Annotated in this window: 21 protein-coding genes; 11 read left to right on the forward strand and 10 right to left on the reverse strand. The window is 66.3% G+C overall.

Going from position 1 to position 24485, the window contains the following annotated elements; genetic code table 11:
• Nucleotides 1–45: 45 nt before the first annotated feature.
• From ACQR03_RS25980 to ACQR03_RS25995, 4 genes are all read right to left on the reverse strand, one after another.
• Nucleotides 46–777, reverse strand: a complete 732-nt coding sequence (locus ACQR03_RS25980; RefSeq protein ID WP_315753707.1) for an SDR family NAD(P)-dependent oxidoreductase — start codon at nucleotides 775–777, stop codon at nucleotides 46–48.
• A complete protein-coding gene (locus ACQR03_RS25985) occupies nucleotides 770–2158 on the reverse strand; it encodes an AMP-binding protein (RefSeq protein ID WP_315753709.1) in 1389 nt (462 codons plus the stop codon). The genes ACQR03_RS25980 and ACQR03_RS25985 overlap by 8 nt, the downstream gene beginning before the upstream one ends.
• Nucleotides 2145–2390: an acyl carrier protein gene (locus ACQR03_RS25990; RefSeq protein WP_315716519.1), complete on the reverse strand. Its 246-nt coding sequence runs from the start codon at nucleotides 2388–2390 to the stop codon at nucleotides 2145–2147. The genes ACQR03_RS25985 and ACQR03_RS25990 overlap by 14 nt, the downstream gene beginning before the upstream one ends.
• A 127-nt stretch (nucleotides 2391–2517) precedes the next feature.
• Nucleotides 2518–4323, reverse strand: a complete 1806-nt coding sequence (locus ACQR03_RS25995) for a long-chain-acyl-CoA synthetase (RefSeq protein WP_315753711.1) — start codon at nucleotides 4321–4323, stop codon at nucleotides 2518–2520.
• A 176-nt stretch (nucleotides 4324–4499) separates the two neighbouring features.
• On the opposite strand from ACQR03_RS25995, the gene ACQR03_RS26000 reads away from it, so the two are divergent.
• Nucleotides 4500–5486 (forward strand): Bug family tripartite tricarboxylate transporter substrate binding protein, encoded by a 987-nt coding sequence (locus tag ACQR03_RS26000; protein WP_315753713.1) that lies wholly within the window; start codon nucleotides 4500–4502, stop codon nucleotides 5484–5486.
• 26 nt (nucleotides 5487–5512) lie between these two features.
• Here the strand turns inward: ACQR03_RS26000 and htpG are convergent, their stop codons facing one another.
• Both htpG and ACQR03_RS26010 read right to left on the reverse strand, forming a co-directional pair.
• Nucleotides 5513–7384 (reverse strand): molecular chaperone HtpG, encoded by a 1872-nt coding sequence (gene htpG / locus ACQR03_RS26005; protein ID WP_434841644.1) that lies wholly within the window; start codon nucleotides 7382–7384, stop codon nucleotides 5513–5515.
• Between the two features lie 68 nt (nucleotides 7385–7452).
• Nucleotides 7453–7971: a MarR family winged helix-turn-helix transcriptional regulator gene (locus ACQR03_RS26010; protein ID WP_316175003.1), complete on the reverse strand. Its 519-nt coding sequence runs from the start codon at nucleotides 7969–7971 to the stop codon at nucleotides 7453–7455.
• Nucleotides 7972–8095: 124 nt separating this feature from the next.
• Here ACQR03_RS26010 and ACQR03_RS26015 point away from each other — a divergent pair, with 124 nt between their 5' ends.
• The 5 genes from ACQR03_RS26015 to ACQR03_RS26035 all read left to right on the forward strand — a co-directional run bounded on the left by ACQR03_RS26015 (nucleotide 8096) and on the right by ACQR03_RS26035 (nucleotide 11953).
• Nucleotides 8096–8638: a VOC family protein gene (locus tag ACQR03_RS26015; protein ID WP_315716514.1), complete on the forward strand. Its 543-nt coding sequence runs from the start codon at nucleotides 8096–8098 to the stop codon at nucleotides 8636–8638.
• Nucleotides 8639–8689: 51 nt separating this feature from the next.
• Entirely contained in the window at nucleotides 8690–10327 is a 1638-nt protein-coding gene (locus tag ACQR03_RS26020; RefSeq protein WP_434841643.1) for an FAD-dependent oxidoreductase, read from the forward strand.
• Nucleotides 10324–10518, forward strand: coding sequence for a DUF2783 domain-containing protein (locus ACQR03_RS26025; RefSeq protein ID WP_315716512.1), 195 nt, complete (start codon nucleotides 10324–10326; stop codon nucleotides 10516–10518). The genes ACQR03_RS26020 and ACQR03_RS26025 overlap by 4 nt, the downstream gene beginning before the upstream one ends.
• Before the next feature lie 247 nt (nucleotides 10519–10765).
• Entirely contained in the window at nucleotides 10766–11416 is a 651-nt protein-coding gene (locus tag ACQR03_RS26030; protein WP_316171297.1) for an Mpo1-like protein, read from the forward strand.
• A gap of 126 nt (nucleotides 11417–11542) precedes the next feature.
• Nucleotides 11543–11953 carry a hypothetical protein gene (locus ACQR03_RS26035; RefSeq protein WP_315753724.1) on the forward strand — a complete coding sequence of 137 codons (411 nt, stop codon included), beginning with the start codon at nucleotides 11543–11545 and terminating at the stop codon, nucleotides 11951–11953.
• 850 nt (nucleotides 11954–12803) lie between these two features.
• Here ACQR03_RS26035 and ACQR03_RS26040 read toward each other — a convergent pair.
• The 4 genes from ACQR03_RS26040 to ACQR03_RS26055 all read right to left on the reverse strand — a co-directional run bounded on the left by ACQR03_RS26040 (nucleotide 12804) and on the right by ACQR03_RS26055 (nucleotide 16679).
• The gene (locus ACQR03_RS26040) at nucleotides 12804–13286 is read right to left on the reverse strand and encodes a hypothetical protein (protein WP_315753730.1); all 483 of its coding nucleotides are present in this window, start codon (nucleotides 13284–13286) and stop codon (nucleotides 12804–12806) included.
• A 152-nt stretch (nucleotides 13287–13438) separates the two neighbouring features.
• The gene (locus ACQR03_RS26045; RefSeq protein ID WP_315753732.1) at nucleotides 13439–13927 is read right to left on the reverse strand and encodes a DUF427 domain-containing protein; all 489 of its coding nucleotides are present in this window, start codon (nucleotides 13925–13927) and stop codon (nucleotides 13439–13441) included.
• A 120-nt stretch (nucleotides 13928–14047) separates the two neighbouring features.
• Complete coding sequence (locus ACQR03_RS26050) at nucleotides 14048–15655, reverse strand: hypothetical protein (RefSeq protein WP_434841642.1); 1608 nt, start codon at nucleotides 15653–15655, stop codon at nucleotides 14048–14050.
• Between the two features lie 220 nt (nucleotides 15656–15875).
• Nucleotides 15876–16679 (reverse strand): MBL fold metallo-hydrolase, encoded by an 804-nt coding sequence (locus tag ACQR03_RS26055; protein ID WP_315716503.1) that lies wholly within the window; start codon nucleotides 16677–16679, stop codon nucleotides 15876–15878.
• 119 nt (nucleotides 16680–16798) lie between these two features.
• Here ACQR03_RS26055 and ACQR03_RS26060 point away from each other — a divergent pair, with 119 nt between their 5' ends.
• From ACQR03_RS26060 to exbD, 5 genes are all read left to right on the forward strand, one after another.
• Nucleotides 16799–17917: a ring-opening amidohydrolase gene (locus ACQR03_RS26060; RefSeq protein WP_434841641.1), complete on the forward strand. Its 1119-nt coding sequence runs from the start codon at nucleotides 16799–16801 to the stop codon at nucleotides 17915–17917.
• Nucleotides 17918–18481: 564 nt separating this feature from the next.
• Entirely contained in the window at nucleotides 18482–21013 is a 2532-nt protein-coding gene (locus ACQR03_RS26065) for a TonB-dependent receptor (protein ID WP_434841640.1), read from the forward strand.
• Between the two features lie 40 nt (nucleotides 21014–21053).
• Nucleotides 21054–21743 carry a Fe2+-dependent dioxygenase gene (locus tag ACQR03_RS26070; protein ID WP_315716500.1) on the forward strand — a complete coding sequence of 230 codons (690 nt, stop codon included), beginning with the start codon at nucleotides 21054–21056 and terminating at the stop codon, nucleotides 21741–21743.
• A 951-nt stretch (nucleotides 21744–22694) separates the two neighbouring features.
• Complete coding sequence (gene exbB, locus ACQR03_RS26075; protein WP_434841639.1) at nucleotides 22695–24017, forward strand: tonB-system energizer ExbB; 1323 nt, start codon at nucleotides 22695–22697, stop codon at nucleotides 24015–24017.
• A 4-nt stretch (nucleotides 24018–24021) separates the two neighbouring features.
• Nucleotides 24022–24471, forward strand: coding sequence for a TonB system transport protein ExbD (exbD, locus tag ACQR03_RS26080; RefSeq protein ID WP_315716497.1), 450 nt, complete (start codon nucleotides 24022–24024; stop codon nucleotides 24469–24471).
• Nucleotides 24472–24485: the final 14 nt, after the last annotated feature.

The raw sequence follows: 24485 nt of genomic DNA on the forward strand, positions 1-24485 counted from the left end.
TTGAGCGAAATCAACGGCGAGAGCGACCGATCGCCGCAAATGGCCTCAGGCGGTATTGCCTGCGTCGACCGTCAGCACGGTACCGGTGACATTGCGCCCGCCGTCGCTGAGCAGGAATTCAACCATCGCGGCCACGTCATCCGTTTCCGGCAGCCGCCGCAACGCGCTGCGGCCGGCGATGCGTCGCTGCTGCTCCTCGTCCATGCTCTGCGTCAGCTCGGTGGCGATGAAGCCCGGCGCGATCGCGTTCACGGTGATGCCGACCTTGCCGACCTCGCGCGCCAGCGAGCGCGTGAAGCCGTTGGCGGCCGCCTTGGTCGCTCCGTAGACGGACAGGCCCTTGTAGCCGGTAGAGGCGATGATCGAGGAGATGTTGATCACCCGGCCTTCGCCCGCGGCCATCATGTGACGAACGACGTATTTCGTCAGGATCATCGGCGCCAGCACGTTCAGCCGCACCAGTGCCTCGATCTCCGAATTATGCATGGTCGCGAGCAGGCCCTCGGTGCCGAGACCGGCATTGTTGACGAGACCATAGAGCGGACCGAACTCGTCGCGCACCGACTTCACGAAGGCCGGTAGTTCATCAACGATGCTGAGGTCGCAGGCGCGGAAATGAATGCCGGCGCTGCTGGCGCTGAACTCGGCCATCGCGGCGCGCAGCTCGTCGCTCTCCCGGCGGGCCACCGCGATGACGTCATAGCCCGCTCCCGCGAGCCTGCGCGCGATGGCGAGCCCGATGCCACGGCTGCCGCCGGTGACGAGAACATTATGCATCGGCGCGCGCCAGCTTGCCGGCCGGAGTGACGTCGAGCGCTGGCACGACGCGGATCATCGCCGGCACCTTGTGGGCCGCGAGACGCGCGCGACACGCGGCCAGGATCTCATTGCGGACCGTCTCACTCCGTACCGGATCGGCATCCGCCGTCAGCACGACCTCGGCGACGACGATGCCCCCGGTGATCGGGCTGCGCCGCGACTTGGCGCGCGACATCCGCACCTCGGGATGGCCATTGATCACGGCTTCGATCTCTTCGGGATGGACCTTGAGCCCGCCGACATTGATGATGCCGTTGCGGCGTCCGACGAAGTAGTAGCGATCGCCGCGCAGCTCGACCATGTCACCGGTGTCGACATAGCCATCCGTGTCGGTCAGGGCGGCGGCAGAGCGTCCGACATAGGCGTGCGCGGCACGCTTGGAGCGGATGCGCAGCGAGCCGTCGACGACCTTCATGTCGACGGCCCCGCGGCCCTCGCCGAGCAGCGTCGCAGGAAAACCCTCCAGCCCATCATTGACCGCGAAGCCGACGCCGGCCTCCGTCGAGGCGTAGGCATGACCGATCGAAGCGTCGGGAAATGCCTGCTTCAATCCGTCGAGCACGGCCTGGTCGGCGATCTCGCCGGAGAGACGCACATAGCGCGGCGCAAAGCCTTCGACCGATCCGCTCATCAGCAGCTTGCGCCAATGCGACGGCGTTCCGGACATGTGAGTGACGCCGCGCGCGTTGAGACGCGCGATCTGGTCCGCGAGCCCCTCGCCGGGATCCGACAGCACCATCGAGCCGCCGCCGACGATGGCGCGCAGGAAGATCTGCAGGCCGCCATAGCGGCGGATGTCGTAGAAGGTCGCCCACACCGGCATGGCTTCGCCAGGACCCGGACGGTCGCCGATGATCGCGCCGCACAGGCCATCCAGAGTATGCCCGACAATCTTCGGCACGCCCGACGTGCCTGATGTCAGCATCAGCCATTCGGTGGCGCACACCGTCTGCACGACCACGGCAGAAGGCCGCGGCAGGGCGACCTCGATCACGAGATCGACGCCGCAAGCGCCGAAACGCTGGACCTCATCGGTCACGATGACGTCGATTTCAGCATCGGCGATGATGCTGGCGAGATGCTCGCCCTTGAGATCCGGCGGACACAACAGGATGCGTCGTGCGACGCCGTCGATCTCGATCAGCGCGAGGCCGGCGAGGAGCTGGCCGGAGGTCGCCAGCAGCACCGAACGTCCGTTGAGCTCTGCGGCGCGGCCGCCGAGGCAGCTTCCGCGCGACAGCTCGGCGAGCGATATGACGTGACGCGGATCGGAGATCGTCCGTTCGGTCAGCGCCGCCCCGAGATGGTCGCGAAGGGCGAAGATCTCACGCGGGGACATTCTCATAGGCCCCGATGAAGTCGCCTATCGTGTTGGGGAACGTCACATCCTCGGACAGGGTGAACGGATCGACGCCGAGATCGTCCTCGAGACGGGCGACCAGGATGGCGAAAGCGAGCGAGTCGAAGCCGGTCTCGTGCAACGTCAGCTCGTCGGTCAGCGGCGGCAGCTTGACCTTCTGCTCGTCCGCAATCTGCTTGATCGCTGCAATGATTCTTAACCGTACCGACATGGGCCAATCCGCTCACTGTTCAAACGATGAAACCGACCATAGGACGAGAAGGTGAAGGAAGCCGGACTTGCCAGCCATCTTTCGGGACCGTTGGTAAATACCCATCATGGCCTATGATTAAAATCATCTACAAACGAACCTCGCCGGCGAGGATCCGCGCATGGAGATCCCGATCGAGCAGGCAATAGGCACCCGTCCCGGCGTCGCGCACGTAGAGCGGCTCATGCACGATCGACGGATCGAAGCCGTCGCGCATCAGCGCCTGCTTCTTCTGCTTGAATGTTTCGGTCGACTGCAGCGACGACGTGATGCGGAGCGCCACCGGCCGAGCATAGGGCGGCAATCGGCGGGCAAGTTCTAGAGAGAGGCGATCGAGATCGAAGCTGTCGCCGACGACGAGCGCAGCCATGCCGGCGCGTCCGTCCCTGCCGGGCACGACGACACCATAGGTCGATGCTTCCAACACGCCGGGACATTGCAGGATCGCCTCGTTCACCTCGCTGGTCGCGACGTTCTCGCCCTTCCAGCGGAAGGTGTCGCCGAGACGATCGACGAAATAGAAGAAGCCCTGGTCGTCCTGGCGCATCAGGTCACCGGTGCGGAACCAGGCATCGCCCTTGGCGAAGACGTCGCGCAGGATCTTCTTCTCGGTCTCGCCCGTATCGGTATAGCCTTCGAAGCGGCCGCCTCCCTGGTCCGCCGTACCGATGCGGCCAATGGCCTCGCCGATCTCGCCGCGCGCGCAGACCAGGCACCGCCCGTCGGGTCCGCGCAAGGGTGCGCGCTGGTCGGCATCCAGCTTGATGATTTCGGCGGGAAAGCGATGCGCAAGCAGCGACGGCACGCGCCCGATCGATCCCACCCTGCCCTCGACATTGTAGAGTGAGAAGTTGCCTTCGGTCGCGGCATAGAATTCCAGCACCTGGGGGATGGCGAAGCGCGCCTGGAACGCCTCCCAGACGTCGCCGCGCATTCCGTTGCCGCAGGCGAGCCGCAGCCGATGGGCGCGGTCGAAATCGGATGGCGCGGCGGCCAGCAGATAGCGGCAGAGCTCGCCGATATATTGCACCAGCGTGCAATCGTGACGGACGATGTCGCGCCAGAAATTGCTCGCCGAGAATTTCTCCGCGAGCACCGCCGCACCGCCGGCGCGCAGCATGCTACAGGGCGCGACGATGCCGCCGACGGAATGATAGACCGGCAGACAGTCATAGAGGCGATCGTCGGGACCTGCGCCGGTGAGGCCGGCAAACCAGCCGCCCCAGTTCATGATGCGGCGATGGCTGATACTGGCGGCCTTGGGCAGGCCCGTCGTGCCGGAGGTGTAGATCAGCAGCGCGCGGTCGTTAATCGTCACGGCGCGGCGCTCAGTCGCGTCGAGCGCGTGCGTATCCATCGCGGCGATCGCGACGTCGAGATCGCCGCCGCCGGCAATCCAGACACGCGGCCCGCCCGCGATCAACGGCGCAACCTCCGTATAGGCTTCATGGAAGTCCTTGGAGACGATCACATGGACTGGCCGAGCCACATTGATGCAATGCGCAAGCGACGGGCCGATGAGATTGGCATTGATGAGCGCAACCACACCGCCGACGCGACTGATCCCGAGCCAGGCGGCCAGGTAGTCGGGCCGGCTCGGCATCATCAAAGCGATCGTGTGGCCAGGCCCGATGCCATTGGCCAGCGCCCAGCGGGCGTATCGGTTGATGCGCCCAGACAGGGCGGAATAGCTCAGCGTCTCGCGATCGGAGATCAGCGCCGGCCGTTCGGGCTGCTTCGCGGCCCAGTCGTCCACCACGTCGGCGAACAGCCGCGCCGGCTCTGCCTCGATGCGCGAGGTCAGCTCGATCGCCTTCAGCCAGATTTTCGCCGCCGACGGCTTCCGAGGGGCCGTGCTGAGTTCCACAGATCGATCCGACTGCCCGGAGTTCATGAACGCCCTCACCCCAATTCGGCGTGCTTATAGGCCGGGTGGCCTGACCGGCCGTTAAGCGGGAGGGTTAACCGGCCGAGAGTGCGTCGCTGTTGATGCGAATGCGATCCTTTACGAAGTTCTCGGAAATGCCGGTTATCCTACCGCTCCCAGAACATGCCAACGCGAAGGCCGGCATGCCCAAGGACACGATGACACGACGCGCATTGCTGCGCTGCGCCGCCTGGAGCAGCGTTGCAGCCGTGACCTCGACCACGGCGTTCGCCGGAGTTGATGCGCCCTATCCGGCTCAGCCCGTCACCTGGGTCATTCCGTTTGCCCCGGGCGGAGCCACCGGCCGGCTGTCGCTCCTGATCTGCGATCGGCTGACCCGCCGACTGGGCCAGCCCTTCGTGCTCGATCACCGGCCGGGTGCGGGCGGCGCGACCGCCACCAAGAGCGTCGCGAGCGCCGCGCCGGACGGCTACACGATCCTTGCGACCTCGACCGCCAACGTCATTACGGCCTCGACCGACCGCTCGCCCGGCGCCGAGGGCGATCTCATCCCCGTCGCCGGCATGGCGCGCATGCCGCTGCTGCTGCTGGTCAGCCGGCAGCTGCCGGTCGAGACGCTGCCCGAATTCCTGGCCTATGCCAAGGCCAACCCGGGCAAGCTCAGCGTCGGCTCCGCCGGTCCTGGCACCGTCCAGCTGCTGTCGGCCGAGCTGTTCCGGACGCTCGGCGGCATCACCTGGTCCGTCGTGCATTATCGTGGCTCGGGGCCGGCCCTGACCGACCTCGCCTCCGGCCATATCCACGCGATGTTCGACAACGCCGCTTCCGCCGCCGACCTCCTGCGCACCGGCAAGGTCCGGGCGCTGGCCGTCACGACGCGCGAGCATGCCGCCGCCTTCCCCGATCTGCCGCCGGTCGCCGACGTGCTGCCGGCGTTCGAAACCTCCGGCTTCTATGGCGTCGCGGTGCCGCACGGCACGCCGAAAGCCATCGTCGAGCTGCTCAACCGCGAGATCAACGCCGCGCTGGCCGATCCCGACATCAGCAGGCAGTTCGCCGAGGTCGGCGCCACGCCGCTCACCGGCGACGTCGGCGTCTATGCCGCGACCTACCGCGCCGAGATCATGCACTGGCGCAAGCTGGTCCCGCAGGTGAGCGCGAAGAACTGACCTCCGCGCCCGGCGACCCGCCTGCCTCAGGCCCCCGCGACGCCCAGCAGCACCAGCCGGTTGAGACGGGCCGCGAAGGCGGCCGGATCCTCCGGCAGTTCGCCGTCGAGGATCTGCGCCTGCTCGAGCAGCAGGAACGACAGATCGTCGACCTTGGCCTTGTCGGCGGCGGCCTTGGCGACCGCGACGACCAGCGGATGGCGCAGATTGATCTCGAGGATCGGCTTGGTGCGCGCCCCGCGCGCCTGCTGCGACAGGATGCGCTCCAGCTCGCGATCCGGACCATGGCTGCCGGCCACCAGGCACGACGCGCTGGTGGTAAGCCGGGTCGAGACCTTCACGTCGGTGACGTGGTCGCCGAGACTTGCCTTGATCAGCGCGATCGTATTGGCCTCGTCGGCCGCCGGCTGTGCCTCGTCCTCGGGCTTCGGCTCGGTCACCGGGATCGGGTCGAAGTTGATGTCGCCCTGGCTCAGCGACTTCAGCGGCTTGCCGTCGAACTCCAGCCGTGCCGAGGTCCAGAACGCATCGACCGGATCGGTGAGCAGCAGCACCTCGACGCCGCGCGCCTTGGCGGCCTCGAGCCGCGGATTGGACTTCAGCCGCTCGATGCTGTCACCAACCAGGAAATAGATCTCGGTCTGGTTCTCCTTGAGACCTTCGACATATTGCTTCAGCGAGCGCCGCTCGCCCGATGTCGTGGTGAAGCGCGACAGCGCCAGCAGCTTGTCGCGGCGCTCGAAATCCTCGTACAGGCCTTCCTTGATCACGGCGCCGAACGAATCCCAGATCTTATCGAAGTTTTCGGCATCCTTGTCGGCGAGCTGCTCCAGCTCGCCGATCACGCGCGTGGTCACGGCCTTGCGGATCTGCGCCAGCTGCGGATTGTTCTGCAGCATCTCGCGCGACAAATTGAGCGGCAGGTCCTCGCTGTCGATCACGCCGCGGATGAAGCGCAGATAGGCCGGCATCAGGTCGGCGTCATCGGTGATGAAGACGCGGCGGACATAGAGCTTGACCTTGCCCTTGCGCGCCGGCTCGAACAGGTCGAACGGCTTGGTCGACGGCGCGAACAGCAGCACCGCGTAGGAATAGCGGCCCTCGGCCCGGTAGTGCAGCGTCATCGCCGGCTCGTCGAACGCGTGCGCAATCGACTTGTAGGCCTTGCTGTAGTCGTCGGACGTCAGCTCGGACTTCGAGCGCTGCCACAGCGCGCTGGCGGAGTTGATCTGGCGCGGCTCGCCCTCCTCCGGCACCAGCATGATCGGAAACTGGATGTTGTCGGAATAGGCGGTGACAATGCGCTCGATCTCATAGGTTTCGAGATATTTCTTGGCGTCGTCCTTGAGGTGCAGCACGATCTCGGTGCCGCGCGTCACCCGCTTGGCATCCTCCTCGGACGCGGGCGCCACCTCGAAGCCCGCGCCGCCCGACGAGGTCCAGGTCCAGACCTCGCTGCCGCCGGCACGGCGGCTGATCACGACGATGCGGTCGGCGACCATGAAGGCCGAGTAGAAGCCGACGCCGAACTGGCCGATCAGGCCGGTGCCGTCCTTGGCCTCGGCCAACTTCTGCACGAACGCCTTGGTGCCGGAGCGGGCGATGGTGCCGAGATGGTCGATCAGTTCCTGGCGCTCCATGCCGATGCCGCTGTCGGCGATGGTCAGCGTATCAGCGGCCTTGTTCGGGATGATGCGGATCTGCGGCGCCTCGCCGTCGCCGATCAGATCGGGTCTGGCGATCGCCTCGTAACGCAGCTTGTCACAGGCGTCCGAGGCGTTCGAAATCAGCTCGCGCAGGAAAATATCGGTCTCGGAATAGACCGAATGCACCATCAGATGGAGCAGCTCGGAGACTTCGGCCTGGAAGGAATGGCTAACGGTGGCGGTGTCGGTCATCGTCGTACGTTGGCCCATGCTATCAGGGGTGGAGAGAGACCGTCGATATAGCGCGGCGGCGGCACCGATCAAGCCTTTCGGCCGGGGGGATCATCGAGCGATCGTTCGGCGGCCGCGAGCAGCTTGTCGATGACCGTGTCGAGGGTCGCGATCTCGGCGGCCGAAAGCACGCTGAGCAGATCGGCCTCGCGCGCCAGCGCATGAGGCACGATCCTGCGGTACAGCGCCCGCCCGGCGGCCGTCAGCGCCACGATCCGCTCGCGGCCGTCCTCCGGATCGCGGCTGCGGCTGACGATCCCGCGTGCCTCCAGGCTCTGCATGGCGCGGCTGACGTTCATCTTGTCGAGCGTCGTCAGCCGGCCGATCTCCTTGGTCGGCAGCCGCGGCTGCTCGCCGAGCGCCGCGAGGATCCGCCATTCCTGGCGCGACAGCGCGAAGCGGTCGGCATAGACCTCCGCCACCGCCAGCGACACCTGTTCGGCGAGCCGGGCCAGCCGGTAGGGAAAATAGCGCTGCAATCTGAGCTCGCGCTCCGTGGCCGCCTCGCCCTGCTTGCGGTCGCGCATGTCGGTGGCCGGCTTCGTCATTGCGTCTCGGTCCTCGTCCTTCCAGCCCCTGGCGACCTCGATCCGATCCCGGTCGGGTTGATCTGGATCAATGCCGCACAATCGTATCATTCGTTACTATCCTGGCAACAACGGGAGGACAATCATGCAGATCGAGAAGATCCATCACGTCGCCTATCGCTGCGTCGACGCCAAGGCCACGGTCGAGTTCTACAAGAAGGTCCTCAACATGGACCTGCTCGGCGCCATCGCCGAGGACAAGGTGCCCTCGACCAAGGCGCCCGATCCGTACATGCACATCTTCCTGGATGCGGGAAACGGCAACATCCTCGCCTTCTTCGAGCTGCCGAACTCGCCGCCGATGGGGCGCGATCCGAACACCCCGGAATGGACCCAGCACATCGCCTTCCAGGTCAAGGACATGGAGGAGCTGGAAGAAGCCAAGGCGCGCGCCGAGGCCGCCGGCCTCGACGTCGTCGGGATCACCGACCACACCATCTTCAAGTCGATCTATTTCCATGATCCGAGCGGCCATCGGCTGGAGATCGCGGCCTGGACTGCAACGCCCGAGCAGATCGCGCGGATGAAGTCGGTCGCCCACGCCATGGTCGACGAATGGGCGACCACCAAGAAGCCGCCGCGGCACACCGCCTGGATGCACGAGAAGGAATTCGCAGGCAGCGACTGAGCGATTGCTCGTCCCGACAGTCCCGACCGCAACGCGCCAGGCGAGGCAGCCATGAGCAACTATGTCTATCCGCGATTTCCCTATGTCTGCTCGGCGGAGCAGCGCAGCGGCGAGACCCGCCGCCATCCGATCGTCGTGATCGGCGCCGGGCCGATCGGCCTGACAGCGGCGCTCGATCTCGCCGCCCGCGGCCAGCCCGTGGTCGTGCTCGACGACAACGATACCGTCAGCATCGGCTCCCGCGCCGTGTGCTACGCCAAGCGCCCGCTCGAGATCTTGGATCGGCTCGGCTGCGCCGCGCCGATGGTGGAAAAGGGCGTGAGCTGGAACATCGGCAAGGTGTTCTTCCGCGACCAGCTCTCTTATCAATTCGATTTGCTGCCCGAGCCCGACCATCGCTGGCCGGCAATGATCAACCTGCAACAATACTATCTCGAGGAGATTCTGGTCGATGCCTGCAACAGGACTCCGCTGATCGATCTGCGCTGGAAGCATCGGCTCGTCAGCCTCAAGCAGACCGACGACTTCGCGCAGCTCGCGGTGGAGACGCCGGACGGCATCTTCACCATGGAGGCGCAGTGGGTGATCGCCTGCGACGGCGCCAATTCCGATACGCGGCGCATGGTCGGCGCCGAGTTCACGGGTCAGTTCTTTCAGGACCGCTTCCTGATCGCCGACGTCAGGATGAAGGCGGAGTATCCGACCGAGCGCTGGTTCTGGTTCGATCCGCCGTTTCATCCGGGACAGTCGGTGCTGCTGCATCGCCAGTCCGACAACATCTGGCGCATCGACTTCCAGCTCGGCTGGGACGCCAATCCGGACGAGGAGAAGAAGCCCGAGCGCGTGATCCCACGCATCCGGGCCATGCTCGGCGAGAGCACCGAATTTGAGCTCGAATGGGTGTCGATCTATCAGTTCGCCTGCCGCCGGATCGACAATTTCCGTCACGGCCGCGTCCTCTTCGCGGGCGACGCGGCGCACCAGGTGTCGCCGTTCGGCGCCCGCGGCGCCAACACCGGCGTGCAGGACATCGACAACCTCGCCTGGAAGCTGGCAATGGTGCTGCGCGGCGAGGCGCCGGAGAGCCTGATCGACAGCTATCACGAGGAGCGCGCCTTTGCCGCCGACGACAACATCCTGAACTCGACGCGCGCGACCGACTTCATCACGCCGAAGACGCAAGCCAGTCGTCTTTACCGCGACGCCGTGCTCGACCTCGCACAGAACCACAGCTTTGCGCGGCCGCTGGTCAACAGCGGCCGGCTGTCGACGCCGACGCCCTATGTCGCGTCGTCGTTGAATACGCCTGACGGCGGCAACGTCCCCGGCGCGATGACGCCTGGCACCAATGCCGCCGATGCACCGGTGACGATCGCGGGCGAGCCCGGCTGGTTGCTGAACTGTCTCGGCTCCAGCTTCACCGTGGTCACGTTCGACCCCGCCGTGACGGCCGAGCAGCTCACCATCGACGGCATCACGGCGCAGGTGATCGTCGTCGGTCGCGACATCGCCGATGCCACGGGCCTGCTCGCGGCACGATACGGCGCCTCGCCCGGCACGACCTATCTGTTCCGTCCCGATCAATATGTCACCGCCCGCTGGCCGCAGTTCGACGGGGACGCGATCACGGACGCGGTCCGGCGCGCCTGCGGCAGGCGCGGCGCGGTCCAGCAGGAGCTTGCAGCATGAGCCTGACCCTCACCCCGAACATCAGCGATCCCGACGACTTCTATGCCGAGCTGATCGGCGGCCAGCGCGACCTCGGCGAGGACGAGGCGCTGCGCATGAACGCCAGGCTGGTGCTGCTGCTCGCCAACCATATCGGTGACCGGGCGATCCTGAGCGAGGCGATCCGGCTGGCAAGGTCGCCCGCCGGCTGACGCAGGCCGCAACACGTCACATCGGCAGCCGGCTTTGATCCGGATCAAAGCCGTTTCTCCGCATTTTGCGGCAGACAGAGAGACCAGCCGGCGAGTCGTGCGCCGGCGCAGAGTCCGCTCGCTTGCGCACATTGCGGCTCCCGATCCGATCCCGGTCGGTTTCATTGTGACAACATCATAATGTCACGCCACCTTCACCGAGGCCCTCTACGTCTTCGCCTCGTTCCACAACGGCACGGGGATTCGCATGTCGCGCTACTACAAGACGCTGCAGACGCAGCGCTTCGACGACTATCGCTACTATCATCAGAGCCGGATCAATCAGACGCTGCACCTGGTCAGCGCCGTGATCTTCCTCGTGTGCTATGCGCTCCTGTTCAAGGATCCGGCGATGGCCGGCCTGGTCGGCTGGCTCGCGATGCTGACGCGGCAGACCGGGCACTTCTTCTTCGAACCGAACGGCTATGACCACGTCAACGGCGTCAGCAACGACTACAAGGAAGCGGTCAAGGTCGGCTACAATCAGACCCGCAAGATCGTGCTGCTGACGGTGTGGGGCCTGGTGCCGGTGGCGCTGTTCGCGTTTCCGACGCTGTTCGGCCTGTTCGCCGAGCCGACCGGCCGGATGGACTTCGTCCGCCACGTCGGCCTGCTCTGGCTCGCGGTCGGCATCGGCGGCGGCCTGTTTCGCGTCATCCAGCTGTTTGCAATGCAGGATGTCTCGACGGGCCTGATCTGGGCCTTCAAGGTGCTGACCGACCCGTTCCACAACATCGCGCTGTATTGGAAGTCGCCGCTGGCGCTGCTGCGCGGCGAGCTGATCGATCCGACCATCAAGGACGCCTCGCATTGGGGCGCCGCCGAGGACGAGGCCGAAGAAGCTGCGCATCTCACCTGATCGCGAGTTCCCGCCGCCGGCCGGTCCCGCGGCGGGAGTCCTTGAGCAGACGGGCTGCAACAACATGGAACAACTCTCCTGCTGCGCCGTTGCGGCCTCAGTGCTGGCGGCCTTCAGGAGCTCCCCATGTGTGACTACAGCCTCCATACTGTTGCTTCCCGCGATGCCAAAACTGCCGACGTGCTGGTCTCCTGTCGATTTCCCGGCACGGAGACCCGCGGCTTCTGCACCAAGGACGACCCGTTGACCGCCGTCTGCCTGCGGCCGGGCACGGAGCTCGCCTTCGAAGACGATGTCCGCATCAAGGGCTTCTTCTTCCGGCGCAAGGTCGGCGCCCATCTCGCCCGCTTCCGGCAGGTCGACACCAACAAGCCGACCGAACATCACGATGCGCTCGAATTCTCCAATGGCCGAATCGTCAAGGTCACCGACCTCGCCACCGGCCAGCGCGCCCGCGTGCTGCAGATGCCGGCCGATCCGGCCGCCAAGCGCACGACCGTACCGCTCACGATCGAGCTGCGGGCGACGCAGCTCTGAAAACGTCGACATGGCCGGCGTCAGCGCCGCGGCGGCGCTGGCGTCGGGCATGACCAGCTGAAGACAATGCGCGTCGTCGGAGGCTGCGGGCCCGCCCCCTGATGACATCCTGAACATGTGATCTTGCATGCGTGTTCGCGATCCCGCGGCACGATCGGTGCCCGAGTGATGCGGCAGTCGTCCCTCTGAAAATGAGAGGGCGCGGGGAAGGCCGGGTGCTGACCGCGGCCCATGGCCCGCCTGCAACAAGAAAGCAGGCGGCAGTCACCACAGGTCGGGCCTGACAACCGGCCTCCCCCGCGCGATCGGTTTTAACGGTGTCCTTCGCGCTCTCCCTGGGGATCGGCGTTCTTGCCCCCATCGCCCGCCCCGAGCCGTCACAGCATCGAAAGCGAACTTGACCTCAGCGTCGAGAGGCCAGGACCACACGACTTCGCCGTCCGCGCCGAACTGCGCTCGTCTGGCGCAGCCGTCACGTCCATCGCAGCCCACCTCCACGTTCGTGACGACGCGTACGTCCCTCTGCACGAGGCGGGATGGGGAGAGAAAAACATGATTTCGGAAAAATAGCAAGAGCAATTTCGCAAAATCCGCAGATCACGCGGCGGCGGCGGTGCGCTCCCCTCCCCCTTGCGGGGAGGGGTTGGGGGTGGGGGTCCGCGGGCGCGGAGTTTCGTTCGGGCTGGTCAGCCCAACAGCGGCCAATCGATCCGAGCTATCGAGACACCGCCCGTGGGGACCCCCACCCCCGACCCCTCCCCGCAAGGGGGAGGGGAGACGCGAGAGCGGCACTCGCGGCGCAGAATGCTGGAAGCTGACCGCAACCGACGTCGGACAATCTCGTCGCCGTTCAATCCGGCAAATTCGTAAACTTCGGCCGCCAGACGCCCAGGATGACGTTCACGGTGGCGACGCCGAGCGTGACCCAGATGGCGCCCTGCTCGGTGCCGAAGTTGGGCGCAAGCGTCGCCGGATCGATCTGGCCGGCGACGGCGCGCGCGGCCTCCTCGGCGGCTTCCTGCATCGGTCCCTGCACGGCGGCAAAGCCCCATTCGAAGACGAGGATGCCGGAAGCGAGCTTGGCGAGCGCCCAGCCGGCGCTGTGCAGCGCGCGGTTGATCGCGATCGCCAGCAGGCCGGCGACCAGGGTCAGGCCGAGCGAGGGGAAGAACACGTAGCGCACGATGGCGCCCATCGCCGCGCGCATCTCGGCATAGTGCGCAAGCGACACCGACGGCTGCGGGATGAGGCCGAGCAGCACGACGAGGCAGGCCATCGCGCCCATCATGCCGATCGCGCCCATCGTGTGCAGAAACTTCATCAACCGTCGCATGGCATTCCCCCGGCGTCGTGAAGATGAGATCTGGTCCGGCAGGGATTGCGGCCCCAGCCAAGTCAGGCCGCGCTGCATGCGCAGGCTGCCGTCACCATTCATCCCTACGATCAGGATCGGCGACCGGATCATGCATCGGGACGGGAGCCTGTCTACCAGTGCCGCGTACCCGGCCCGCCCTTGAACGGTCCGACGACACGAGAGGTGATCCAGCCGCCGTAGAAATCGCCCTGTTGCGCGGCAACGCGCTCGTCGCCGACGAAGCAGGCCTCGACCCGCGAGGCATAGAACGCCAGATGGCCCGCGATCGGTGCGAATGGCGCCGTCGGCTGCTCGTAGCTCCAGGCGGCCTGCTCGGACACGCGGCCGCCGACCTCCAGCGTCCAGTAGCCGGCGACGCCCTTGAACTCGCAGAACGACCGGCCGGGCGCGCGCCGCAGCCACTGCATCGCGACATGCTGCGGCGGGATGTAGTAGACCGGAGGATGGCTGGTCTCGAGCACGCGATGGCCATCCTGCGTGTCGGCGATGGTGACGCCGGCAAATGCGACGCGCAGCCGCGCCGTGCAGCGCTCCAGCCGCGGCGGCCGCGGATAGTCCCACACCGATTCCTGGCCCGGCCCCGGCACGATGCGTTGCATGTCGCTTCTCCGTTGTGGCGCCACCGACCGCGCCTAGCGCCCGGCCAGCGCAAGGCAACGGCCGAACGGCGACAAGGGATCACCGGAGACGGATGGGGAGCGGCGGCCGTCGTTCCGGCTTCACGAAGGTGAGGCCGCCGGCGGAGCGGGCTGAGGCTCCTGCACAGCGGTGGTGCCGGTGCCCTGCCCGATGCGGAACAGTTGGATGTAGCTGCCGAGATAGAGCGGCGTGAGTCCGGCGACCGGCTGCTCAGGGACTGGCGGGTCGAGCAGCAGGACAGCATCGAAGTTCGACCGCCAGCCGGCCAGATAGCGCGCGAGCGGCAACACGTCGGCGGGCGGCGTGTCAGGTTGCAGCCAGCGCCACGCGGCGGGCTCGGCCAGCGGCTGCGCAAGACGAGCGAAAGAGGGACGGACCGTGATGGGCTGCTGGTTCGGATGGGCGAACATCAGCGGCCAGAACGCCCGCCGCTCGATCACGAGCAGCGCCGCCATATGGGAATCGACGTAGCGGAATCCGGGCAGGATCCGCTCGCGCCGGCTGGAGACGGGCTGCTCGTGGCCATGCGCGGCGATGACGCGCGCGCCGGGCTGCACATGCGCGATCGCCGCGCGCAGTTCGGCGAGGTCCACTCTGTGATCGATCCATGCCGATGCGATATCCGCGGTCCGAATCAACATCAGCCCCGAGAGGACGATGCCGACGAGCACCGCCTTCCTGCCGGACACGACCGGCTGCAAGCCGGCGAACAGCAGCAGGCCGCACATCGCGGCAAAGCGCATGTCGATCAACGTTCCTCCCAGCGCCGTCCACGGCGCGGCGACGAAGGCGACGAACAGCGCCGCCAGCGCCAGCGGAACGCCCGGCGCGACGACGAGCTGGCGCCGGACGAGGACCAACACAGACATCACCACGACCGTCGTGATGATCGTCAGCTCGGCGCTGGTTGTCAGGAACGGCGTCATGATGCGCCACAGCTTCGGCGGTCCGTCCCAGTCGCCGAGTTGCAATCCACCCTCGCCCAGCGGACAGAGCCCATAGAGCAGCACGGCCGGGCTGAGCGTGACTCCGAGCGCACAGGCAGCGACAGCGAACTCCCGCGCCAGGACCGGCGACCGGCGCAGCCGCCACAGCCGGTCGGCCTCTCCGGCGCCGATCAGGACCGCGAAGAACAGCAGGCCGAAGATGTGGCAGAGGAAGGCGGCCGCCGCGGCGATGGCGCCCCAGGCGATCGCGGGCAGCCAGCCGCCCCGACGGCGCAGCGCCACCCAGCCGGCGGCGCCGCCGAGGGCCAGGCCGAGCGAGAGCTGGAAATTCATGAAGCCGAGCAGGAAGACGCCGTCATAGGCGACGATGCCGGCCGCCAGCGGCCACAACGACAGCCGGCCGAACACCGCGCGGTGATAGGTGACGACGCCGACGAGCGGCGCGAACAGGCTGAGCGCGAGCAGGATGCGGCCGCCGACATGAACGTCGGTGACGCGCAGCAGCGCGACGCCGATCACGTCCATGCCGAGATTGGGCAGGATGCGCCAATTCGGCGCGTATATCTGCGACAGCACGGGATCGTCGGGATGCGCCAGCACGAACAGCCGCGCGAGGTGGTTGGGATAGTCGAGCACCGGCGGGACATCGACCAGCAGGAACGGCACCGCGAGCACGATGGCGAGCACCAGCGCCAACAGAATCCAGCGCCAGGACAGGTCGCCGGCGCTGGAGGCGGACACCGGATGATGGGGAGCTGATCGGAGGTCTGAATGCACGAGGAGCCCGGCCGGCACGATGGCGCCGGTCGCCGACGAGCACGATGGCAAATGCATTGAGGTACCCCATTCCGCCCGGGATACTTCGATACCATCCGACCAAAGACTGCAAGATGCCCTGAAACAACCTTCTGGTTGTGCCTAATGCCCCGTTACTTTACGGGGATTCCGCAAAGCCGGCGGCTCAAGCGATCGCCTGAAGATAACGCCGCACCGAGCGATCGAACGCCGCCTTCGCATCGTCGGCGATGTTCTTCTGCCACCAGGCGCCGTAGATGCGATCGAAGGCCAGCGGCGCGACCGCATCGGCGATGCGGCGCACGGCGGCCGCGCCGAGCGGGATGTAGTTCGGATAGGAATACATGAAGCTGACGTGGCGGCGATCCATCGCCACCATCGCGATGTCACCGGTCAACAGCGCGCCCTTGCCACCGGCACCTTTGCGCCAATGCAGGATGGTGGCGCCGGCAAAATGCCCGCCGGTCCGCAGCAGCACGACGTCATCCGAGATGGCGAGGCGATCGCCCGTCCATGGCACGATCGCCGGATGCGGCCGGGTGACGAAGGCGCGGTCGTCGCCATGGAGATAGACCGGCGCGTTGCCGAACGCGGCGCTCCAATCAGCGACCGCGCCATAATAGTGCGGATGCGATACCGCGATGGCCTTCAGGCCGCCGAGCGAGCGCACGTGGGCAATGGCTGCCTCTGTCGCCAGGGGAATGCAGTCCCACATCACGCAGCCATCCGGCCCGGGAACGAGCAGCGCGCGCTGGCCGATCGCAAAGCTGGGATCCAGAGCGAGCCCGCTCAGGCCGTCATCGTCGCGCCAAACGACCTGATGCCGTTCGGCGAGGTCGTCGCGGCTGAGGAAGCTTTGTCCCTTCCAGTTCACATATTGCCGCTCGTCCTCGCAGACGGCGCAATGGCCGGGCGGCGCTGCCGTATCGGGAAACTGCGCGCCGCATTGAAAGCAGGTCCAGAGAGGCATGGATCACCGGTCGTCGAGATGGGATTGCGAAGGATAGCACGCGGACCATCCCGGAACACCGTCGCGCGCGGCTTTGCGATTGCCTAGTGTCGCCGGACCGCACGACAGGAGTTCTCGACATGCCGACCACGCTGCGCCGCGCCTACGTTCACCGCCTGCCGATGCGGAGCCCGGACGATGTCGGCGCGCTCGAGACCGGAATCGCGCAAGGCGCGATCGATCCCGCCGGCATCGTCGCCATTCTCGGCAAGACCGAAGGCAATGGCTGCGTCAACGACTTCACCCGCGCCTTCGCCGTGCGCTCGCTGGAGGCGCTGCTCGGCCGCTATCTCGCAGCCGACGCCGTGCGGCAGATCGCGATGGTGATGTCGGGCGGCACCGAGGGCGCGCTGTCGCCGCACATGATCGTGTTCGAGGCACGCGACGGGGGTGACGCCGCGGCGCCGCGCGCTTTCCCGGCATCGCTGGCGCTGGGGCGCGCGCGCACGCCGGCGCTGCCGGGCGAGCATCTCGGCCGCATGCCGCAGGTCGAGCTCGTGGCCGCCGGCGTGCGCGCGGCAATGACCGACGCCGGCATCAGCGATCCCGCCGACGTCCATTATGTGCAGGTGAAATGTCCGCTGCTGACGATGGAGCGCATCGAGGCGGTCGAGGCCCGGGGACAGCGCACCGCCGTGCGCGATACGCTGAAATCGATGGGCTTCTCGCGCGGCGCCTCGGCGCTGGGTGTCGCGATCGCGCTCGGCGAGCTCGCCGCCGCCGATCTCTCCGACGCGACGATCTGCGCCGACGTCTCGCGCTACAGCGGGCGCGCGGCCACCTCGGGCGGCGTCGAGCTGCTCGACCACGAGATCATGGTGGCCGGCATGTCGGCCACCTGGAGCGGGCCGCTCGCGATCGATCATGCCGTCATGGGCGATGCCATCGACATCGAGCCGGCCCGGCAGGCGCTCGCCCGGCTCGGCCTCAACGTGCCGGGCCAGGTCGCGGCGGCCGATCGCAGCCGCATCGCCGCGGTGCTCGCCAAGGCGGAGGCGGCGCAGAGCGGCCGGCTGCGCGGCCAGCGGCATACCATGCTGGATGACAGCGACGTCTCCTCCACCCGCCATGCCCGCGCCTTCGTCGGCGGCGCGCTGGCCGGGCTGTTCGGCTTCACCGACCTGTTCGTCTCGGGCGGCGCCGAGCATCAGGGTCCCGACGGCGGCGGGCCGGTCGCGATCATCGCCGAGCGCCGCTGATCTCACGGTCGAGACCGCTGCAGATGCCGGCCCCCGGCATGAAGGTCTACGCTCGGAACCTCACCAACCGCTCCATTCCGACACCTGCCACCGCGGCAACGTCCCGTTCACCCAGATCGCTCCGGGCGCCGCGTTCTACCTGATCACCACGGCGAAGTTCCGAGCCGCACACGCGCCCCGATCAGGCAACAGATTTGCCAGATTCCCGCCGCATCTCGCGACGCGGCGGGGAGCAGCTCGAACCGAAGATCGACCGAAGTGATCGTCAAGCGAACGATCCACCTCGCGAGACGACGTGAAAGACCACCAATTCTCTCATCAGCAATTGAATGACGGAGATCGGTTCAACCAGGAGGTTTCAACTGTTGCTACGGGGCAACTGTCTGCGAACAACTCTCATTCTCAGAAATGGATGGAAACTTTTCGCATTCCGGCCACCGGCGGAACCAGCTTTGGGCCGCTTTCCCCCGCTTCTTGACTTGCATTCGCAACAAGCACGCGCCGGTTGCGGGCGTTCAAGCGAACCCAAGTCAAAGTTTTGCGTAACGAATGGGGTGGTCGAGTATGGGTAAGGCAATCTTTCCAAGGAGCTTGCGAGGGGCAAGCGGACACGAGTGGGATCCATCTCCCGAGATTTCCGGTGTGAAAGTCTCGGCAGTCGCGAGCCTGATCGCGGTTGCCTCGTTCTCCGGTGCCGAAGCCCAACAGGCGCCGCTGCCGTCCGTCACCGTCGAAGCCCCGGTGGCGCGCCCCAAGCCGGCCGCCTCGCGCCCGACCGCGGACCAGGTCCGCGCCCGCGACGCGATGCGCCGCGCCGCCCGCCAGCAACAACAACAACAGGCCGCGGCGCCGAAGAGCAATCTGCCGCCCGACCGCAACCCCTATTCCAGCCCCGCCTCCGACTACAAGGGCGAGCGGCTGCAGGCCTCCGGCAAGTTTCCGGAGAAGCTGCTCAACACGCCGAAGACCGTCACCGTCCTGAGCAAGGAGATCCTGGCGGACAAGAACTCCACCAGCCTCAAATCCGCGGTGCTCTCCACCGCCGGCGTGACGCTCGGCACCGGCGAAGGCGGCAACGCGTTCGGCGACCGCTTCTTCATCCGCGGCTTCGACGCCCGCAACGACGTCTTCATCGACGGCGTGCGTGACGCCGGCGTCTCCGTGCGCGAGAACTTCTTCACCGAGCAGGTCGAGATCCTGCGCGGCCCGGCGTCGTCCTTCGCCGGCCGCGGCACCACCGGCGGCGCGATCAACATCGTGACCAAGCAGGCCACGACCGAGAACAGCTTCTACAACATGGACACCACGCTCGGCACCGACAGGACCAAGCGCGTGGTGATCGACGTCAACCAGAAGATCACGCCGACCTTCGCTGCCCGCGTCGGCGGCCTGTTCCAGGATGCCGGCGTGGCCGGCCGCGACTACGTCACCGACAACCGCAACGGCGGCTTCATCGCCACCAAGTGGACGCCGCTGGACACCGTGACCCTGTCCGCCAACTACATCCACAACGAGGCGACCGGCCGTCCGGACTTCGGCGTTCCCTACTATCGGCCGAGCACGCTCACCGCCGGCGCGCCATTCCCCGAGGTCGGCTCGCCGCGCAACGCCTGGTATGGCTTCGTCAACCGCGACTTCTCGCGTGTCGGACAGGACATCGGTACGTTCAATGCCGAGGTGAAGGTCACTCCAGACCTGACTATCTCCGACAAGATCCGGGTGTCGCGCTCGACCCTGAACTACATCGGCACGCTGCCGGAAGGCCCGACGCTCACCAACCCGCTGTCGAATTCGACGATCCGGGCCAATCCGCAGAGCCGCTTCCAGCAGACCGACGTGCTCGCCAACCAGCTCGAGGCGACCTACAAGTTCGATACCGGCAACTTCAGGCACACCGTGCTCGCGGGGCTCGAAGTCTCGCAGGAAAAGGCGCGCATCAACAGCTACACCGGGTTGACATCCGAGCAGCAGGGCCTGGCGTTCGCGGGCAGCGGCTCGCTCTCGGGCGTGAGCGTGTTCAACCCGCAGTTCACCAACCTACCGTTCGGCATTCCGTCGCTGGGACAATTCCCGACGAACGTGAAGATCGACTCGGCGAGCGTCTACGCGCTCGACAGCGTCAACTACCGCGATCTCGTCATCCTCAACGGCGGCGTGCGCTACGACAAATACGACGTCCGGGTCGACGGCTTCGGCACCGTCAACGGCGTCGCCAACACGCCGGGTTCGACGGCGGCCTCCAGCGGCATGCCGAACTTCAACGTCGGCATGACCTTGAAGCCGGTGCCCTACGCCAGCTTCTATGCGGCCTACGCCACCTCGTCGAATCCGGTCGGCGCGGAGTTCGACGGCCTCAGCCCGCAATATGGCGGCCTGTCGGCGGTCACCAATGGCGGCGCCAACCAGATCTTCGGGCCCGAGAAGAACACCTCGATCGAGATCGGCACCAAGTGGGAGCTGCTCGACGGTCGCCTGCTGGTCACCGGAGCGCTGTTCCAGACCGAGAAGGAGAACGCCCGCGAGTCACGCAACATCACCAGCGCCGCGCAGGCCACCGCGGACTGCCCGTATCCGGCAGGCACCATCGGCTCCGTGCCGTGTCTCTCGGCCGGTGCCGCCTACCGCATCCGCGGCATCGACCTGCAGGCGGGCGGCAAGCTGACCGACAAATGGAGCATCTTCGGCGGCATCGTGCTGATGCAGTCCGAGGTGACGAAGTCGAACATCCCGCCAGCCAACACCGCGCTGTTCACCAGCAATGTCGGGCTGCAGCTCGCCAACACCGCGCACCAGTCGTTCAGCCTGCTGACGAAGTACCAGATCAACGACACCTGGGAGATCGGCGGCCAGGCGGTTTACCGCTCGAAGATCTTCGGCGGCACCTGGCTGGCGGCGAACCAGGGCACGGAGCTGCCGAGCTACTGGCGCTTCGATGCGTTCGCGGAAGCCAAGCTCGACAAGAACTGGACGGCGAAGCTGTTTGTTGCCAACATCTTCGACAAGCTCTACTACGACGCTCTCTATCAGAGTGCCACCCCGTTCGTGCTCGTCGGTCCGGGACGAAGCGCGTCGATCGTCCTGTCCGGGCGGTTCTGATCGCACACCCAAACCTGGGCATACATCAAGTGATGAGTTCATGCTGATCTGTGTCCCCGGAGTTTTGAGCAAAGACGATGTGGCGGACTTCCGCCACATCATGGACGACAGCGACTGGGAGGACGGTCGCTCGACGGCCGGCGCCCAGTCGGCCATGGTCAAGCGCAACGAGCAGTTGCCGCCCGACAGCGAGGTGGCGCGCAAGCTCGGCCACCGCATCATTTCGGCGATGACCGCCAATCCGCGCTTTCTCGCCGCCGCCATCCCGCAGCAGATCTTCCCGCCGCTGTTCAACCGCTACAGCGCGGAGTCGGGCCACCATTTCGGCATCCACGTCGACAACGCGGTCCGCGGCGACAAGCTCACCGGCCTGCGCATTCGCACCGACCTTTCGGTCACGCTGTTTCTGTCCGAGCCGGAGGATTACGACGGCGGCGAGCTGGTGATCGAGGATCTGTACGGCTCGCACGAGGTCAAGCTGCCGGCCGGCGACCTCGTGCTGTATCCCGCCTCGAGCCTGCACATGGTCACCCCGGTGACGCGCGGCGTCCGCGTCGCCTCGTTCTTCTGGCTGCAGAGCATGATCCGCGATCCCCTCGCGCGCAGCATGATCTTCGATCTCGACACGACGATCCAGGGATTGTCGCAGCGGATGGGACGCGACGATCCGGAGATGGTGCGGCTGACCGGCCTCTATCACAACCTGATCCGCTACTGGGCCGAGAACTAGACGACCGTTTTCAACGTTCCAGCCCTATTGATGCAGATATGTAGACCCTCACTGTCATCGTCCGCGAACGCGGACGATCTGGTACGCCGTGACATCTCGGTTCATCATCATCGCGGATTGCTGGATGCACTGCCTTCGCGGAGCATGACAGCGGTCGAGATGGCAAGCGATAGACCCGGCATCGACCGCTGTTTCCAAGGAAACGTGCGTCTCAATATCCGCCTTCGGTCGCCATGCTCACGTTGAGTTCGATCGTCTACGAGCCGGGTTGCACACATGCAGCCCGGCTCATTCGTTCGGACGATGACCGCATCGCTGCGGAGCCGTTCTCAGCCTTCGCGATGGACCACCGTCCAATCTCACAAGCGGCCGGCTGTCCTTCCTTGAGCTGTCACACGTCCTTGACTGCCGGCAGACCGCCGCTTGCGAGCAGCACGATCTTTCTACGCCGGCAAGCGTGTGCGATTCGCGAACTTCAGCCACCGCTCGCGGCTTGACCAGATCGCGCGGGGCCCGTTTTTCAAACAAACCTGATTCCACCGCCCCCTGATTCGGATCTCGACGCTTTCGAGCCGTTTCCGGCGGCATCACGTCTCGAAGAACGCGCGTGATGCCCTCGCGCCCACCGAACGGGACCATCACGCCGGCGCCGACTAATTAGAATTGATGGAAGACCGAACGGCGGCATTTGCGTGACAGGCAGCCGCGTTGGCGGAACCGTGCACGGCTCGTCGCGCCCCAGGTCAGGACTTTCAGGGAGTTATGACGCGATGGGCAGCATCGCGAGCTCTTACGCAGATCAAACGATTCGATTTTTCATCTGGCATCGCACTCACCGGAGTGACTGCCGACATTGATGTTCCCGCTTTGAGTCAACGCGCCGTCTCAAAACAGCCGGGTTACGACTAGAAGCATTACAGAGAAGATAACTACCAAGGGGTACGCAGCAACATGTTCAGGATCGTTCTTCATGTAGGAGCGGTGATCGCAGCCGTTTCGGCCGGCGCCATGGCGCATGCCGAGCAGCCGGCCACGTCGCCGAGACCTGGCCAGGCTGCCACCGCCCCGCAGACCACAGCACCGAGTCCGACGACTCCGACCGGCGCGAAATCCGTTCAGGCTCCGACGACGGCGGCCGCCACGCAGGCGCCTGCAGCTGCGCCCGCCAACGCCGCCGCGGCCAGTGCGCCGGCTCCCGTCGCGCACGCAGCTCAAGCTCAGGGCGCGGCTCCGAAGCCGATGACCGTCGGACAGGCGCAGACAGCCCCCGCCGTTGCCCAGCCCGCGCCCACGGCAGCGGCTCCGACGACCAACGGCGTCGCGACGACGGCCGCGCCTTCGCCGGCTCCGGGCGCGACCACGCCGCAAGCTGGTGCAACGAACCAGGCACCGGCCGCCACAACGAACGACACCCAGCCGTCGAGCGCGACCGAAGCCGTCACGGACACGGCAGCGGGCGACAAGGCGAAGGACCAGGCAGAGAAGCCGGCCCAGGGCGCGGCACAAGGCGGTGCGCAAGCGGCATCACACGTGCCGCATGATCTGTCGCCATGGTCGATGTTCCTGGCCGCCGACATTCTCGTGAAGTCGGTCATGATGGGGCTCGCGCTCGCCTCGCTTGCGACCTGGACCGTCTTCATCGCCAAGACCATCGAGTTCTCCATCCTGCGCCGGAAGCTGAGCGGCGCGCTGCGCAAGGTCGACGACGTACGCTGGCTGTCGGAAGCCAAGCTCGCGCTGGGATCACGCCAGAACGTGCTGACGGCTCTGATCGACGCCGCCATGCACGAGATCAGAATGTCGTCCGAACTGCCGTCTCACGGCGTCAACGAGCGCGCCGCGTCGAGCTTCTCCGAGATCGTACGTGCCGAGGGCAGGCGTTGCCGGACCGGCATGGGCCTGCTCGCCACGATCGGCTCGATCTCGCCCTTCGTCGGCCTGTTCGGCACGGTCTGGGGCATCATGAACAGCTTCATCGGCATCTCGAAGTCGCAGACCACGAACCTCGCCGTCGTCGCGCCCGGCATCGCCGAAGCGCTTCTCGCAACCGCCATCGGCCTCGTCGCCGCGATCCCGGCCGTGATCATCTACAATCACTTCACACGGGTGACGAAGGGCTACATGGAGCTCGTGAACCGGTCCTCCGGCGCCACCGCCCGGATGTTGTCGCGCGATCTGGATCGCGGCCAGAGCCACCACAGCAGCCATCACGGCGAGCGCTTCGAGCCCATCCACGTCCACTCTGCGCCTCCGATGGCGCTGGCGGCGGAGTAGCTCCATGGCCGTCTCTCTCTCGGAAGGCGATGGCGACGATGATCTCGGCGAGACGAGCGACATCAACGTCACGCCCTTCATCGACGTGATCCTGGTGCTGCTGATCATCTTCATGGTGGCGGCACCGCTGTCGACGGTCGACGTGCCGGTCGATCTCCCGACATCGACGGCCACGCCGCAGAAGAAGCCGGACAAGCCGATCTATGTCAGCATCAAGCCGGATCTGACGCTGTTCGTCGGCGAGGAGCCGGTGAAACGGGCGAGCCTGGTGAGCACGCTCGAGCACATCCCCGAGGCGGCGAAGGACAAGTTCATCTTCCTGCGCGCCGACCGGGGCGTGGCGTATGGAGAGCTGATGGACGTGATGGAGCTGCTGCGGACCGGCGGCTATCCGAAGATCAAGCTCGTGACTGTCGAAGGCGTCTCACAGGCCGCCGCCCAGGCTGCACATTGAAACCAGTGAAACGA

The organism is Bradyrhizobium sp. HKCCYLS3070, from assembly GCF_051167575.1.
GTDB lineage: Bacteria > Pseudomonadota > Alphaproteobacteria > Rhizobiales > Xanthobacteraceae > Bradyrhizobium.